Consider the following 14872-nt stretch of genomic DNA (forward strand, 5'->3'; position numbering starts at 1 on the left):
GACCAGGAGTCACAGGGTCAGAGGGCGCCGAGGAAGACGTCGTTCTCCTCGGGCGTGCCGATGGTGACCCGCACGCCGTCGCCCTGGAAGGCGCGCACGATCACGCCCGCGCGCTCGCACTGCGCCGCGAACGCGGCCGACTGCTCGCCCAGCGGCAGCCAGAAGAAGTTCGCCTGGGTCTCGGGCACGTCGGGGTGGACCTTGCGCACCGCCTCGACGACCCGCGCGCGCTCGGCCACGACGAGCTCGACCCGGCGGCGCATCTCCGGCTCCTCGTCGAGCGCGGCCAGGGCCGCGGCCTGGGCCGCCAGCGAGGTCGAGAACGGCGTGACGACCTTGCGCACCGCCGCCGCCACCTCGGGCGAGCCGATCAGGTAGCCGATGCGCAGGCCGGCCAGCCCCCACGCCTTCGACAGGGTGCGCAGGACCACCACGTTGGGGCGGTCACCGTATTCCACCAGCCCGTCCGGCACCGAGGGGTCGGTCACGAACTCGCGGTAGGCCTCGTCCAGCGCGACGATCACGTTGGACGGCACCCGGTCGATGAAGGCGTCCAGCTCGGCCTTGCGGACCGCGGTGCCCGTCGGGTTGTTCGGGTTGCACACGATCACGATGCGCGTGCGCTCGGTGATCGCCTCGGCCATCGCGTCCAGATCGTGACCGTGGTCCGCGGTGTTGGGCACGCGCACGCTCTTCGCGGCGGTGGTGGCGCCGATGATCGGGTACGCCTCGAAGGACCGCCACGCGTAGACCACCTCGTCGCCGGGCATGCACGCGACGCGGAACAGGTGCTCGAACAGCGCCACGGAGCCGCAGCCGGTCGCGATCCGCTCGGCGTCGACGCCCAGCCGCTCGGCCAGGCGCCCGCGCAGCTCGGTCACGCCCATGTCGGGGTAGCGGTGCACGCCGGCGACGGCCTGGGTCACCGCCTCCACCACGCCGGGCAGGGGGCCGTAGGGCACCTCGTTGCTGGCCAGCTTGATGGCGCCGGGCACGCTGCGGCCCGGGACGTAGGCGGGCAGGGCGTCGAGATCCGGGCGGGTAAGGCTCATGGTTGGTCTCCGGGGATGGGGGCAGGGGTGGAGGCGTGGTCGGGGTGCCGCTCGGCCATCACCACGACGGTGCGGGCCGCGCGGTCGTGCAGCGCGCGGTGCAGCGGCCAGTCGACCACCGGCGAGAGGGCGTCGACGAACTGCAGCACGAAGCCGACCCCGCACGTCCACAGCAGCACGCCGAGGCCCATCGGGTTCCAGCGGCGGATGGCGCGGCCGAAGCCGAGCGGCTGATCGGCCTCCAGCCCGACGACCTTGATCTTCATGAGCCGCTTGCCGAGGGTCTGTCCGCTGCCGGCGTTCGCCGGGACCTCGTAGGCGAACCAGATCGCGGCGATGAGCAGCAGGATGACGATCTGCAGGTACTGCGCGCGGTCGGAGGTCGTCAGGTCGCCGATCGACTCGCCGCGGGACTGGCGGCGGTAGATCTCCGCCATGACCGGGCCGACCTCCTGAATCCACTGGTAGACCAGGAAGCCCGTGGCCGCGGCGATGATCGCGGCGACCGCGAGGATGTCGACCAGGCGGGCGACGAACCGCTTGCCGAGCGGGGCGAGGTCGTAGCCGTGCGGGCGGACCTGCGCCGGCACCGTGAACCCGGTCTGCGGCGGCAGCAGCACCTGCACCGCGCCCGCCGGCAGCTGGCCCTGCGGCAGGAGCCCGGCCGGCAGCGGCGTGCCCGGGGGCAGCACGATCGCGCCCGGCGGCAGCTGCCCCGGGGGGAACCCGCCCGGGGGGATCGGCGTGCCGGGCGGCAGCACGACGGCGCCCTGCGGCAGCGGTGCCCCGGGCGTGACGACCGGCATCTTCGGCGCCGGCGGGGTCACCGGGTTCTCGGCGATCACCGGCGGGGCCGCCGGGGCCGGTTGCGAGGCCGGAACGGGCTCCCCGATCCAGCCCTCGCCGTCCCAGTACCGTTGGACATCCGGGTCCGCAGGGTCCTTGTACCACCCAGGCGCTGTCACAAAGCCTCCGTGCCGCTCATCCGACCTTCACCACGATTGTCCCCGCCGCCTTGTCGTGCAGGCACTGCTGGTACGGCTTGTCCCAGAGCTGCCAAAGCCCGTCGATCCAGGAGAAGAACGGCACGAAGGCGCCGACGAGGCTCTGCGTGGCCCAGCGCCGGGCGAGCACGCCGCGGCCGATGGGCGCGGAAGGGTCGTCGGCGCGGATCAGCCGCAGCTTCATCGCCCGCTTGCCCCACGTGACGCCGGTGCGGCGGAACATCTCGACGTGGTAGACGTACCCGGCCGCGAGGACCAGAACCAGGTAGAGCAGCTCGATGAGCAGCGGCAGCCCGAGCAGCAGGCCGGCGTTGGGGCTCTCGGTGGCCGAGGCGGACGCCGTCGCGCCGGCGATCACCGCGAAGATCGCGATGAACATCGGGATCGCGAGCACCAGCGCGACGCCGACCAGGACGGCGCCGTCGATGAGCACGGCGACGAGCCGGTCGCCGAAGTTCGCCAGCGGCATGCCGTTCGGGGCCCGGGGCACGGGTGGCGGTACCGCATAGGCGCCCTGTGGATAACCGGCAGGCTGTGGATAACCAGGTTGTGGATAACCCGCCGGAGGGCCGCTGACCTGTGGATAACTCGCAGGCGGCGGTCCACTCTGTGGATAACCTTGTTGATAACCCTGCGGATTGCCGGGTGGCGGCCCGTAGTTCGGGACACCACCCGGTTGCGGCTGACCCGGATACGTCACCCGAACAGTGTTACAGGTTTCCGCGCAGTTCCTGCTCTCGCTCGATCGCCTCGAAGAGCGCCTTGAAGTTGCCCTTGCCGAAGCCGAGCGACCCGTGCCGCTCGATCAGCTCGAAGAAGACCGTCGGGCGGTCCTGGACCGGCTTGGTGAAGATCTGCAGGAGGTAGCCGTCCTCGTCGCGGTCGACCAGGATGCCGCGCGCCTTGAGCTCCTCGATCGGCGCCCGCACCTGGCCGATGCGCTCGCGCAGCTCGGGATCGTCGTAGTACGAGTCGGGGGTCACGAGGAACTCGACGCCGGCGGCCGTCATCTCGTCGACGGTGCGCAGGATGTCGTTGGTCGCCAGCGCGATGTGCTGCGCCCCGGGGCCGCCGTAGAACTCGAGGTACTCGTCGATCTGCGACTTCTTGCGCGAGACCGCCGGTTCGTTCAGCGGGAACTTGACCTTGCGCGTGCCGCTCGCGACGACCTTGCTCATCAGCGCCGAGTACTCGGTGGCGATGTCGTCGCCGACGAACTCGGCCATGTTCGTGAAGCCCATGACCCGGCGGTAGAACTCGACCCACTCGTCCATCCGGCCGAGCTCCACGTTGCCGACCACGTGGTCGACGGCCTGGAAGTACCGCTTGGCCGGCGGCGCGACGATCGGCTTGCGCGCGACGAACCCGGGCAGGAACGGGCCCGAGTAGCGCGAGCGGTCGATGAGGGTGTGGCGGGTTTCGCCGTACGTCGCGATGGCCGCCCGCCGGATGACGCCGTGCTCGTCCTCCTCGTCGTGCGGCTCCTCGAGCGGCCGGGCACCCTGGCGCACGGCGAACGCGAACGCGGTGTCGACGTCGGGCACCTCGAGCGCGATGTCGGCGATGCCGTCGCCGTGGCGCTCGTAGTGCTGGGTGGCCTCGGCTCCGCGGTGCACCCCGCCGGCGAAGACGAAGATCGCGGAGCCGGACTTGAGCACGTATTCGGCGTGGTCGCGATAGCCCTGCTCTGGGCCGCGGTACGCCAGCAGCGTCATGCCGAACGCGGTCGAGTAGTAGTGCGCCGACTGTTTGGCGTTGCCGACGTAGAACCGGACGTGATCGAGGCCGGTGAGCGGGAAGGGATCGTGGGAGACGTCGTGCTCGACGGCCCCGATGAGCTCGTTGAGGTCTTCGATGGCGCGGGTCATGGCACAAGCGTCGCCCGGCATTCCCGAGCTGGGCAAGGAACGCTATTCTGCTTGGTCAAGTTGCACAATTAGCTGGCTGTTTCGCGGGTGCGGGTGAGCATATTGTCCGGTGAAATCGACGTTCTCGATGCACGCTTGATCAGCCTGCTGTACGCCGAGCCGCGCATCGGCGTCCTGGAGTGCTCCCGCCGCCTCGGGGTCGCCCGCGGCACCGTGCAGGCGCGCCTGGACCGCCTGGCCGCCCGCGGCGTGATCCGCGGCCACGGCCCGGACGTCGACCCGGCCGCGCTCGGCTACGCGGTGACCGCGTTCGTGACCCTGGAGATCCGCCAGCGCTTCGGCCACGACCCGGTCTCGGCCCACCTGCGCGACATCCCGGAGGTGCTGGAGGTCCACACGATCACCGGCTCGGGCGACCTGCTGTGCCGGATCGTGGCCCGCTCGAACGCCGACCTGCAGCGGGTGATCGACCGGGTGATGAGCTTCGAGGGGATCGTCCGCTCCTCGACGATCATCGCGCTGGCTGCGCAGATCCCGTACCGCGTCCTGCCCCTCGTCGCCGCGGCCGCCGACGCCTGAGGCGGGAGGGTCGCACCGCCCCCTCGTGCCGATCGAGCCGAGGGGGCGGTGCGGCTCGCTAGCGGCGGCCGACCGTCAGGACCGGCTTGGTGACCTCGGCTAAGAGTCTTTGCCGGTGCTATCGTCTTGGCATGACATCCCAGGTCGTGGATCTCTACCTCCGCAAGAGCACCAAGGACGAGGGCCGCTCGGTCGCGCGGCAACAGCACGAACTGACCGCGGCCGCCGAAGGGGAAGACCTCACCTTGGGCCGGGTGTTCGTTGATCCGGACCTCAGCGCGTCCCGCTTCGCTCGGCGGGAGCGGCCCGACTATGCCGCGCTGCTGGAGCACGTCCGGTCCGGCGGGTGCCAGGTGGTGGGCATCCTGGAGGCGTCCCGCGGCTCCCGCGGCCTCACCGAGTGGTCCGCCTTCCTGGACCTCTGCCGGCGGCAGCACGTCAAGATCTGGGTCAGCACCCATGAGCGCATCTATGACCTGTCAAGGCGCCGTGACTGGCGCGCCCTGGCCGATGAGGGCTTGGACGCGGCGGACGAGTCGGAGAAGCTCTCGGAGCGGGTGCTGTCCGGCAAGCGCAAGGCCGCCCGTGAGGGCACCCCTGCGGGTCGACTCCAGTACGGATTCACCCGGATCTACGACGCGTCCGGGAAGCTGGTGGAGCAGACCGCCCACCCGGAGCAGGCCCCCATCGTGGCGGAGATGGTCCGGCGCATCGCCGAGGGTGACCGCCTGGCGGTCATCGCCCGGGACCTCAACGCGCGTGGGCTCACCATGCCGGGCGGCTCCCCCTGGCATGGGCGCTTCATCCGTCAGATGGTCCTACGGCCGGCCTACGCGGGCCGCCGGGTCCACCAGGGAGAGGATGTCGGCCCGGCCGCGTGGGAGCCGATCGTGGACGTGGACCAGTGGCGGCGCGCGGTCGCCATCCTCACCCGCCCGGAGCGGCGGACCACGACACGCGGCACGGAGCTGGCGCACTGGCTCACTGGGGCGGTCACGTGCGGCACGTGCCGGGACACCAAGCTGCGCGCGCGGACCGGCGGCACGAAGCGGCCACGCGTCACGTACCAGTGCGACCGGTGCGGAATGGTGGTCGCGGCCGGGTCCCTTGAGTCGGTGGTGGAGGAGATGATCCTTGGCCGGCTCAAGGAACCGGACGCGCTGGCGGCCCTGCGGCCCCAGGCCAACGATGCCGAGGTACGCGCGGCGGAGGAACTCGTCCGCACGCTCACCGAGCGACTTGAGGCGCACTACATCGAGTCGGCACGAGGGAAGCTCTCCGCGCGTGCCCTGACCGTCATCGAGGGTGAGCTATTGCCCGAGATCGAGCGCGCGAAGGCGAAGGCGCGGAGGCTCTCCCTCCCGGCCGAACTGGACGACGTGGACCCGGCCGAGGTGGTGGCGAAGTGGGGCGACTTCAGGCCGGAGCAGAAGCGCACTTACGCCCGGGTGCTCACCGAACTGGTGGTCACACCGGCCGCGCGCCGCGGGCCGGCGTTCGACATCTGGCGTCTGGCGGGCACGCGGTGGGTGGGTGACGCGGTGACCTGGGGCGAGATGTGGCGCGAGGCGGGCGTGATCTAGCGGGAACGGGCGTGCGCGGCGGCTCCCGGTCACATCGACCGGGGGCCGCTAGCGCTATCAAACTGTTACCTGTCTCGATAGCTGTCCGCATTGGATCCCTGACCTGCGACTTAGTAGGACTGTCTACTAAGGACTTGGTAACTTTGCAGGTCAGGGGCCATGTTCGAGGGTGCGCGTGTGCTGGCGGCTAGCTAATATCGATGGCGAAGCAGGGCAATGACACCCAGGGGGCACCCTGGCGAAGCCCTTCCGCCTCGGGCGGACGTGAGGCCGGATAGTCGACCGGCTAGCGGCAAGCCCGGAGCAGGCGAGCGAGCCCCACGCGCACGGGGACAAGAAGGCAGGGTAGGCCTTAGCTGGGCCGGGGGCTGCCAGGATTCTCACCATCCTGGAGTAGCCGTGCCGATGAGCACGAAGGAGCGCGCCGCCCTGGCCGGCCGCGCCCGACAGGCCAGCATGACCCCCGCGCAGCGCTCGGAGATGGCCAGCAAGGGCCACCTTGCCGCCGCCGTGAAGGCGGTCGTGGACCGCGCACCAGAACTCAGCCCGGAGCAGGTCTCGACGCTGCGCCGCGTGTTCGGGGGTGCGTCCGCATGACCCCAGCAGAAAGGGCCGCGCTCCCCAGCAACGGCCCCATCACCACCGATGCCGAGTCTAGCGAAGAACTTGGTAACTCGCAGGCGCTGAGCGCGCACCACCGTGAGGAGCTGGAGGTGGCCTCGGCCATCGACCCGCAGGTGATCGCGGAGCGCGGCTACACCACCGTGGCCCGGCCGAACGCTGCCCTGCGCGACGCCTACGGGCGGGACACCCGGGACCAGCTCAAGGCGATGGGCTTCCCCTCGTGGGCCACGCGGGAGGAGTACTACTTTCCGGGCCTGCACGTCCCGATGTGGACGCCTACCGGCCGCAAGGTCGCCGGCCAGTGGAAGCCCTTCCGCCCGGTGAGCAACCGCGAGGGCAAGGCCATGAGGTACGCCAGCGCGAAGGGCTGCACGGGGCTGGACGTTCACCCGCGGTGGACGCTCGGTGTTGAGGTGGTCCCGCCCATCCGGGACGCCGCGCGACGGCTCTGGATTACCGAGGGTGTGAAGAAGGCTGACTCCCTTACGTCGCAAGGGGAAGTGACCCTTGCCCTGGCCGGCGTGTACAACTGGCGCAACGGTCACGGGACCCTCGGGGACTGGGAGGATGTGACGCTCAAGGGCCGCGAAGTCACGGTGTGTTTCGACGCGGACGCCACCTCCAAGCCTGCCGTAGCGCGAGCCATGGCGCGCCTCGGGAAGTGGTTGCGACACAAGGGAGCGGCCAAGGTTCTCTACGTGGTCCCGCCGCCCGCCGTTGAAGGGACGCCGGTCAAGGGCGTGGATGACTACTTCGCGGCCGGCGGCACGCTGCCCGCCCTGGTGGCCCTGCGCCAGGCCAAACCCATTCAGTGCGACGACACTTCGGACGCCTTCACGGACACCGTGCTGGCGCAGGAGTGCGCGGACGAAGCGCTTGAAGGCGCCTACGTGTGGGCCGGTGGCCTCGGGTGGCTCGGGTGGAACGGCCGCGTATGGGCCGAGGTCACGGACGCCACCATCGGCGAGGTGATCCGCCAGTGGGTACACACCCGGTACTCCGAGGCGGTGACCGAACTTGCGGCGGCAGGCATCAACGGTGACCGCGCGGCGGTGGACGGGTGGCACAAGACGCTCTCACAGTCCCGGCAATCGGCCCTGTTCAAGCTCGCCCGGGGCATCGTGGAGCGGAAGGCGGAAGAGTTCGACACGGACCCTGACATCCTCAACACGCCCTCTGGCATCGTGGATCTGGCCACCGGCGCGCTTTCGTCGCACGACCCCAACGCGATGTGCACGAAGATCACGGCGGGCGCGTACCGGCCGGGCTACACGCACAAGGACTGGGACCAGGCGCTGGAGGCGCTCCGCCCGGACGCGCGCGAGTGGTACCAGGCGCGCATCGGGCAGGCCATCACAGGGCACACCACCCCGGACGGCATTCTGCCGATCCTGCACGGCGGTGGCGAGAACGGTAAGAGCGCGGTGTCCACGGACGGGCTCCTGCCGGCCCTCGGTGGCTACGCGGCGCCCGCCTCGCCGAAGTTGCTGGGCTCCGTCAAGAACGAGCACAGCACGGAGCGCGCGGACCTCCGCGGGCAGCGCCTGGTCATCCTGGAGGAGCTGACCGAGGGGCGCTCCATCGACGTGGGGGCGTTGAAGGGGATCGCGGACGTGGGCCGAATCAAGGCCCGCAAGGTGCACAAGGACAACGTGGAGTTTGTGGCCTCCCACTCCCTGCTGGCCACCACCAACTACGAGCCCGTGGTGAGCGAGACGGACCACGGCACGTGGCGGCGCCTGGCGCTCGTGGTGTTCCCGTACACGTGGCTCAAGGCGGGTGTTCCGCTGGAAGCGCCGGACGACCGGCGCGGTGATGAGCAGTTGAAGGACCGCATCAAGACGAACACGTCCGGGCAACATGACGCTATCGTGACGTGGGCCGTGGAGGGTGCCCGCTGCTGGTACGCATGGCGGGAAGCTTGCGCGCGTGCCGAGGCGGAGGGGACGCCTGCCCCCGTCAGCCCGATGGCGCTGCCCGCCTCGGTGGAGGCGGACACGCTGGGATGGCGGGTGAAGGCGGACCGGGTGCTGGGCTTCTGGACGGAGTGCCTCACGGCCGACCCCACAGCAATGGTGGAGGCCGGTGAACTGCTGGCCCACTTCAACGCGTGGCTTGCCGGGAACGGGCACACCGCGTGGAGCAAGGAGACTTTCGCCGCGAAGTTCGGCGCTCACCGGGAGACGAAACGGACCCGGGTCGCTCGGAAGCAAGTCCGGACCGGCTCGCCGGGTGTGCGCATCGTGCGGCGGCCGGGCGCTCTCGTCCCGGCGGACCTCCCTGCGCGGCCGTGGGTGTGGGCCAGCGTCCGGTATCGCACCGCGGCGGACGAGGCGACCGAAAACGGGGGCTGACCTGCGGAAACGTCGCCATCTGACTTGAGTGGCTTGACCCTCCGACAAATTCCCTATGGAGACTCTCGCGTAGAGAGTTTGTTCAGAGGTCAAGTCACTCAAGTCGGAGGCGGGCGTCTTCCCAGGTCAGGGGCATCTTTTGGACGCACAACGCCCTGGCGGCGCGCCCGCCCCCGAGACGAGGAGGCCCCGGTGGAGTCGCATTCCACCGGGGCGGTGCGTCCCACCAGGGCCGCAGCACCAATCTTACCCGATTCTTAGTAGCAATTCACGATCACCATTGTTACTCAATTCTTCATATGGTCTAAATAGCAGGCCGCTTGCTATTCTCAATGGGACGGGCCGGCAATTCCGGGAGTCGCATTCCCTGCCGGCTAACGCCTCACCACCAGGGAGTAGTCATGACCATCACTGCCGCCACGCCCGGGTGCGTCCGGTCCGAGAATGGCGCCTACACCTCGCGCGTCATCGGGTACGAGGTGGACTCGGACGGCGCCGTTACCGAGATCCTCACCGAGTACGGCAGCGTTCCCGCCACCACGTGCGTGCTGCACCCCTCGCCGTGGCGCGCCTTCCTGCTGCGCCGCCTGGCCGCCCTCCGCCCGCTGGCGGTGACCGCGTGACCGGCTACCGCCCGTACGTGTTCCAGGGCGGCCCGCTGGACGGGCTGGAGATCCGGGCCGTGGCGCGCACCGCCGTCTACCGGGACGCTGCCGGGGACCCGCTCCCGGTGGGCACCGGGGACCGCCGGTCCGGCGCACTGCTCCACGTCGCACGCCCCCGGCGGCGCGGCGGGTTGTACGTGGCGGCCGAGCGGCCGGCGCGCGTGCCCGAGGCCGGCCGGATCGTGCAGCGGCCGGGCCGGTATCGGTGGATGCCCCCGGCCCGCTGAGTGGCCCGCAGACGCGGTGCGGCCGGGCTCTGGCGTACAGACCCGTTCGAGCGGCGTGAGTGGACCGGACAGTCCATCATGGACATGTGGGCAGAGGCGCGGCAGCAGACATCGGGCACGCCCGCAGTGCTGCCCTCGTGCACCCCGCCCGAGCCGGTGGAGGCGTGGCGGACGCCGGCCACCCTCGCGGACCTCGTGGTAGAGCTGGACCTGTGCCGCGTGCCGCTGGACGCGGACCCGTCGCGGGCGTGCCTGCTGCTGGAGCTGTCCGGCACGTGGGCATCCCCGAAGCGCGTCAGCGCGGCCCTACGCGTGCGGCGCCAGCGTGCCGCCCTGGCCGATGCCTAGGCGCGGCACCACAACCGCCCGCGGCTACGGCCGGCGGCACCAACTACTCCGGGCGGCGTGGGCGCCGCACGTTGCGGCCGGGGGCGTGGACTGCGCACGGTGCGGGGAGCGCATCCAGCCCGGTGCACCGTGGGACCTCGGGCACGATGACCGGGACCGGAGCAGGTACCGCGGACCGGAGCGCCGGGCATGCAACCGGGCCACCAACGGCCGCCGCCGGCCAGCAGACCCGGCGCCTCGGCCGATGACGCAATGGTGATGATCGTTTTTTCCTATAGGAATGGGTCCTAGACCCCCGTCCTTCTGGCCTTTTTTTCTTTCCGGAGCACCGCTCCGCTACCGAATTTGGTTGATCTTGAAGCCTGCGCCCCACCGGGTGCCCCGATTCGGCTGGATGCCGGCCGATCACCTCGGATGCCGAGCGCTGCCGATCGCGGGTCGAGAAACGCCCTTATCTGTTGTTTTACAACACTGTCCACTAAGGACACACCTAGAAGCTAGTAAGTTCTCGCAGCTCAGACGCCATTCTTACTATCTACTTAGGATGGTGATCGGGTTGAATCCTCGGTACCGTGGTCGCATGACAGCAAACCCGCAGACTGGCGTGCGGTTGCCTGCTGACGTGCGCCGGTGGCTGAGGCTCCGGGCGGCGGACCGGGGCACGACGATGGGCCGGGTGGTCACGGAACTGGCCCGCGCAGAGATGGAGCGCGCCGAGGCCGGCCCCGCCGCCCTTGACGCGGAGGAGTCACGGTGAGCCGCCTGATCCTCGCCGAGGTGGACAACCTCCCGGACTGGCTCCGCGGGGTGGTGAGGGAAGCCGCCGCCGAGCGTGACCCCCGTCCCCCGATCACGCCCGATGAGGCGCCGTTCCTGTCCGAAGCCATGCGCCAGGACCTGGAAATCCACGGTTGGGTCCGGTGCCCGCTGACCGGCCAAATCATCGTTCGAAAGCAGAAGGAGACCCCGCGGTGAGCGTGACGTATGACGAAGCAACCGGCCGGCTGCTGGCCCTGCTGCAAGCCCTGGACGGGTCCGGGTTGGGTGACCACCTCGGCGAAGCGCGGGCGCTGCTGGCCCGCGTTGACGAGGTGGAGCGGCAGGGTGCCGATGGCGTGGCACGCGCTCAGCGCACCCGTGCCGAACTGGTGGCGGCAGTCGCGGACAGGAGGATGGACCTCGACCAGGCGGTGGAGCGGCTCGCCACGCTCGCGCCGTGGCTGGCGTCCGGACACGCGCCGGACGGCGGGGGCCTGGCGGACGCGTTCGCGGGTCCGGTGGTGGTGGAGCTGCGCGCCCGTGCTGTCCGCTCCGCGCGCGCCGATGGGTTCGCCGTTCACGACGTGCTCTCCGCGCGAGCGGACGCGGCCGTGCGGCGTGCCGTGGAGGCCGGTGGGCGCCTCATCGACGTGCGGGCGGTCGCCACGGCGCTCACTCAGCCGAAGCGGTCAGGGACCGTCATGCGCGGCGCGGTCGTGGAGCCGGCCCCGCACCCGTGGCTGACCAACCCGCCCGTACTGCCGACGCTCGATTTCGCCGATGTCCAAGGGGACGGCGCCAAGATGGCAGCGTGGGCGGAGGCCGCGAGCGGGCACGCCGAGTGGCTGGAGATGCACCGGGTTGCCGGGCTGCTCCACGACGTGGCGGGCGGGTCCAGCACGCACTACGCGGGGAAGACGGACGAGGATGTCTGGTACTTCGTCAAGCGCCTCCCGGGCGTGGTCCACCTCGCGGTGGTCGATGCGTTGGGGTGGCGGCCGGGCCTGCACGCCTCGCTTCGGCCGGCCGTGGAGCGCCCCTCGATGCGCGAGCGGATCACGGACAAGATGGAGGGCTGGGCCACGCCCGCGCAGCAGCGGAACGCCGTGCGGCGCCTCCTCAGTGGCCGCTGAGGCTCCGCGTCAACGCCACCCCGCCGGACTGAACGCACGGAGAACGGCGGGGACCGATGGGCGGAGAGCGGGTCCCTTTCCCTGCTGTGACCCGTCCAGCGCGACGCCTCAGCACAAGGGCCCCACACCCGATCGGGTGTGGGGCCGTTCTGTGTGTCCGGTGGACGGATGTCCTTGTCCAGCAACGTGTCCAGTGGACATGGTGGACGGATGTCCATGTGGGGCAAGGCGTCCATGGACATTGCGGACGGATGCCCTTGTCCGGCAACGGTCTCGTCTACTGGGTGGACGCGCACGTCCAGTAGTGTGGCCGGCCTGCCCCGCTCCGTTCCGGCGCGCAGCGTGCGCACGCGCCCGCCCTGCACCACGCAGAGGGCCGACCGGCCCCCCGCACCGGCCCGATGCCACCCGGACCTCTGCGGCCCGCACAGCGAGCCTGAGGCGGGCCGACCCAGATGTCTGAGACATCAGGGGGTGTTTTCCAAGGTCACGGGGCTGCTGAGACACGGCAGGCACTCCGGCGCCCTCTGTCAGCCCTGCCGGGAGTACACGCGGACCGCTCCGGACCACCGAGGACGGGGACGAACGTCCAGGCGCCGCATCGCGTCCAGCGGACCGGATGGACGGATGTCCTTGTCCAGCAGCGTGTCCAGCGGACAGTGGAGACGGATGTCCGGACAGGGCAACGGTTCTCGTCCATCCGGTGGACGGATGTCCATGCAGGACAAGGCTTCCGGTGGACGATGTGGACGGACGTCCTCACGCCACAAGCAAAGGCCCGCACCCTCATGAGGGTGCGGGCCTCCATCGGGACGCGATCACGCCACCGTGCGCACCGTGCCAGGCAGTTGCAGGGCCTCGCTGAGCAGGTTCTGCAGGATGGCCGCCTCAACGATGGACAGCCGGGTCACGGTGACCCGGTGGCCCTCGTGCCGCGCCAGGATCACCTGTGTCGGGGAGTCCGCGACCTGCTGCACCAGGACCGTGTACGCGAGGTCATGGGACAGTTCGAGCGCCGGACCGGGCTGCGCCTCGTGCACCGGCCAGTCCGTCTCAGGATGCCGCCGGGAGCACCACGCGGGGTGCTGGGCGCTCATCGGAGCGGCCAGCCCGGACCGGCGTTGCCACCCTCGTCACCGTGGCCGTAGTCCGGCGCCGCCTCATGCGGCGTGCGCGCTCCCTCGCCGCGCATCCCCGCGGGGTCGGTGTGCGTCCACCACCCGGGGTCGGGGCCGTCCGTGACGTATCGGATGCGGGCGTGGCACCGCGCGCACCTCGCGGCCGGCGGCGGCACGAATCGGGCCAGCACGGCGAGGCGTTCCCGCGCGGACAGTTCGGGGGCGTGCTTCCACGACGCCAACAGCACGGCGGCATCCCGGACGTGCAGATCGTTGCGGAACGTGCGCAACGCCCGCTCCGCCTGGCCGATGACGGGATTACCGGCGAACAGGGTGCGCAGTCCCTGCGCCTCCGCGGGGGTGGGGATGGCGTCCATGGTGCTCACCGGCCCGGGGCGGCCGGGAAGCACGCCGGGCAGGCGGCGCACGCGTTGGCGCGGGCGGCCGTGGCGGTGAGCGGGAACCATCCGTGGGTGCGGTAGCCGCACGCGGTGTGGTCCCCAGCCGGGGCGTGGAAGTCCTGGAGGGGCTTGAGATTCGCGACGACCACCAGGGCCGCGGGGTCGATAGGGTTGGACACGGGTCGCCTCCCGGGGCGATCAAGGCCCTCGGTTGGCGCTACCACGCTGGCCGGGGGCCGCCTTGTGTGACGCCTTTGAGGCTATTCGCGAAAGGCCTTGCGGACAACAGTCACAAGGCCTTGCCTTTACCGCATAACAAGGCATTGGATCATGCCGTGCGAGCCTAGGCGGGTGGGCCAACTCGATGACGCGGCAAAGGCGTTCCGGGCAGCGGATACAGCGCTGACTCGCGCGAAAGAGCTTGCCGCGCAACGCATCGAGGCCGCTCGCGCCGCCCGCATCGAGGCTCGCGACCGGCTGCACGCGGCGATCGTGGCGGAGGCCCTGGCCGGCGTGCCGCAGGTGGACATCATCCGCCGGTCCGGCTACTCCCGGGACCGGGTCCGCACCATCCTGCGCGCCGGGGGTGTGGAAGCGGAGTAGGCGCCCGCATATGCACGTCTGGGCATATGTGACGCGCTCCACACGTGCGGCGGACATGTCATCCGGACAACAGCGTGCAGGACGGGCCGCCGGAGATGACCCCGGCGGCCTGTCCGTCCTACTTCCTCAGGTGCCGGATCACCGTGGCGACGGCATAGAGCACTGCGGCGAGAGCAAGTAGGACACGCGCCAGGGTGCTCATGTCGCCGTTGGCGAACAGCGCAACCACGATTACCACGGCGACGGCCAGCACTGCCACCAGCGCGAATAGCAGCAGCCACGGTTTCACACTGTGCGGCGGCTTCTGGGCAGGCTGGCGCCGGGGGCCGGCGCCCCCTGTAGGGTTGGGCATTGCGTGAGTGCTCCTAACTCGTTTAGCGGCTAGCTGGGGGAACTTCGTACGCGGGTCGCCGGTGGTGAGATACCGGCGACCCGCCCGCAACGGCCCTGTGGTTTGAACTGGCCATCCGGGTGGGTCCCGCGTCCGTGCAAGACACCCAATCACACGGGGACGACAGTTTTACGCACCCCCGTCGCACACAGCCGCTGCGCTT

18 protein-coding genes are annotated in these 14872 nt (G+C 70.4%); 10 read left to right on the plus strand and 8 right to left on the minus strand.

Annotated elements, in window-relative coordinates; all coding sequences use genetic code 11:
• Positions 1–17: 17 nt before the first annotated feature.
• From hisC to hppD, 4 genes are all read right to left on the minus strand, one after another.
• Entirely contained in the window at positions 18–1052 is a 1035-nt protein-coding gene (gene hisC / locus ACQP2P_RS01385; protein WP_433612453.1) for a histidinol-phosphate transaminase, read from the minus strand.
• Positions 1049–2017, minus strand: coding sequence for an RDD family protein (locus ACQP2P_RS01390; protein WP_433612455.1), 969 nt, complete (start codon positions 2015–2017; stop codon positions 1049–1051). The genes hisC and ACQP2P_RS01390 overlap by 4 nt, the downstream gene beginning before the upstream one ends.
• A gap of 16 nt (positions 2018–2033) precedes the next feature.
• Positions 2034–2546, minus strand: a complete 513-nt coding sequence (locus ACQP2P_RS01395; RefSeq protein WP_433612457.1) for an RDD family protein — start codon at positions 2544–2546, stop codon at positions 2034–2036.
• Between the two features lie 220 nt (positions 2547–2766).
• Positions 2767–3924 carry a 4-hydroxyphenylpyruvate dioxygenase gene (gene hppD / locus ACQP2P_RS01400; protein ID WP_433612459.1) on the minus strand — a complete coding sequence of 386 codons (1158 nt, stop codon included), beginning with the start codon at positions 3922–3924 and terminating at the stop codon, positions 2767–2769.
• 93 nt (positions 3925–4017) lie between these two features.
• Here hppD and ACQP2P_RS01405 point away from each other — a divergent pair, with 93 nt between their 5' ends.
• The 9 genes from ACQP2P_RS01405 to ACQP2P_RS01445 all read left to right on the plus strand — a co-directional run bounded on the left by ACQP2P_RS01405 (position 4018) and on the right by ACQP2P_RS01445 (position 12196).
• Entirely contained in the window at positions 4018–4503 is a 486-nt protein-coding gene (locus ACQP2P_RS01405; protein ID WP_433612461.1) for an Lrp/AsnC family transcriptional regulator, read from the plus strand.
• Between the two features lie 89 nt (positions 4504–4592).
• Positions 4593–6086, plus strand: coding sequence for a recombinase family protein (locus ACQP2P_RS01410; protein WP_433612463.1), 1494 nt, complete (start codon positions 4593–4595; stop codon positions 6084–6086).
• A gap of 405 nt (positions 6087–6491) precedes the next feature.
• The gene (locus ACQP2P_RS01415; RefSeq protein ID WP_433612465.1) at positions 6492–6683 is read left to right on the plus strand and encodes a hypothetical protein; all 192 of its coding nucleotides are present in this window, start codon (positions 6492–6494) and stop codon (positions 6681–6683) included.
• Positions 6680–9064 carry a phage/plasmid primase, P4 family gene (locus tag ACQP2P_RS01420; RefSeq protein ID WP_433612467.1) on the plus strand — a complete coding sequence of 795 codons (2385 nt, stop codon included), beginning with the start codon at positions 6680–6682 and terminating at the stop codon, positions 9062–9064. Before ACQP2P_RS01415 ends, ACQP2P_RS01420 begins: the two co-directional genes overlap by 4 nt.
• A 401-nt stretch (positions 9065–9465) precedes the next feature.
• Positions 9466–9687, plus strand: coding sequence for a hypothetical protein (locus ACQP2P_RS01425; protein WP_433612469.1), 222 nt, complete (start codon positions 9466–9468; stop codon positions 9685–9687).
• Positions 9684–9956 (plus strand): hypothetical protein, encoded by a 273-nt coding sequence (locus tag ACQP2P_RS01430; RefSeq protein WP_433612471.1) that lies wholly within the window; start codon positions 9684–9686, stop codon positions 9954–9956. The genes ACQP2P_RS01425 and ACQP2P_RS01430 overlap by 4 nt, the downstream gene beginning before the upstream one ends.
• A gap of 78 nt (positions 9957–10034) precedes the next feature.
• The gene (locus ACQP2P_RS01435) at positions 10035–10304 is read left to right on the plus strand and encodes a hypothetical protein (protein ID WP_433612473.1); all 270 of its coding nucleotides are present in this window, start codon (positions 10035–10037) and stop codon (positions 10302–10304) included.
• Between the two features lie 753 nt (positions 10305–11057).
• The gene (locus ACQP2P_RS01440; protein WP_433612475.1) at positions 11058–11279 is read left to right on the plus strand and encodes a hypothetical protein; all 222 of its coding nucleotides are present in this window, start codon (positions 11058–11060) and stop codon (positions 11277–11279) included.
• Complete coding sequence (locus ACQP2P_RS01445; protein WP_433612476.1) at positions 11276–12196, plus strand: hypothetical protein; 921 nt, start codon at positions 11276–11278, stop codon at positions 12194–12196. The genes ACQP2P_RS01440 and ACQP2P_RS01445 overlap by 4 nt, the downstream gene beginning before the upstream one ends.
• An 818-nt stretch (positions 12197–13014) precedes the next feature.
• On the opposite strand, the gene ACQP2P_RS01450 is transcribed toward ACQP2P_RS01445, so the two are convergent.
• From ACQP2P_RS01450 to ACQP2P_RS01460, 3 genes are read right to left on the minus strand one after another with little or no spacing between them, the layout of a single operon-like run.
• Positions 13015–13236 carry a hypothetical protein gene (locus ACQP2P_RS01450; protein ID WP_433612478.1) on the minus strand — a complete coding sequence of 74 codons (222 nt, stop codon included), beginning with the start codon at positions 13234–13236 and terminating at the stop codon, positions 13015–13017.
• 53 nt (positions 13237–13289) lie between these two features.
• Positions 13290–13691 (minus strand): hypothetical protein, encoded by a 402-nt coding sequence (locus ACQP2P_RS01455; RefSeq protein WP_433612480.1) that lies wholly within the window; start codon positions 13689–13691, stop codon positions 13290–13292.
• Positions 13692–13696: 5 nt separating this feature from the next.
• On the minus strand, positions 13697–13894 hold the full coding sequence (locus ACQP2P_RS01460) for a hypothetical protein (protein WP_433612482.1): 198 nt from the start codon (positions 13892–13894) through the stop codon (positions 13697–13699).
• A 172-nt stretch (positions 13895–14066) separates the two neighbouring features.
• On the opposite strand from ACQP2P_RS01460, the gene ACQP2P_RS01465 reads away from it, so the two are divergent.
• Positions 14067–14318 (plus strand): hypothetical protein, encoded by a 252-nt coding sequence (locus tag ACQP2P_RS01465; protein WP_433612484.1) that lies wholly within the window; start codon positions 14067–14069, stop codon positions 14316–14318.
• 118 nt (positions 14319–14436) lie between these two features.
• Here the strand turns inward: ACQP2P_RS01465 and ACQP2P_RS01470 are convergent, their stop codons facing one another.
• A complete protein-coding gene (locus ACQP2P_RS01470) occupies positions 14437–14607 on the minus strand; it encodes a hypothetical protein (protein ID WP_433612486.1) in 171 nt (56 codons plus the stop codon).
• Positions 14608–14872 lie beyond the last annotated feature (265 nt).

Source organism: Dactylosporangium sp. CA-139114 (assembly GCF_050955725.1).
Lineage (GTDB): Bacteria > Actinomycetota > Actinomycetes > Mycobacteriales > Micromonosporaceae > Dactylosporangium.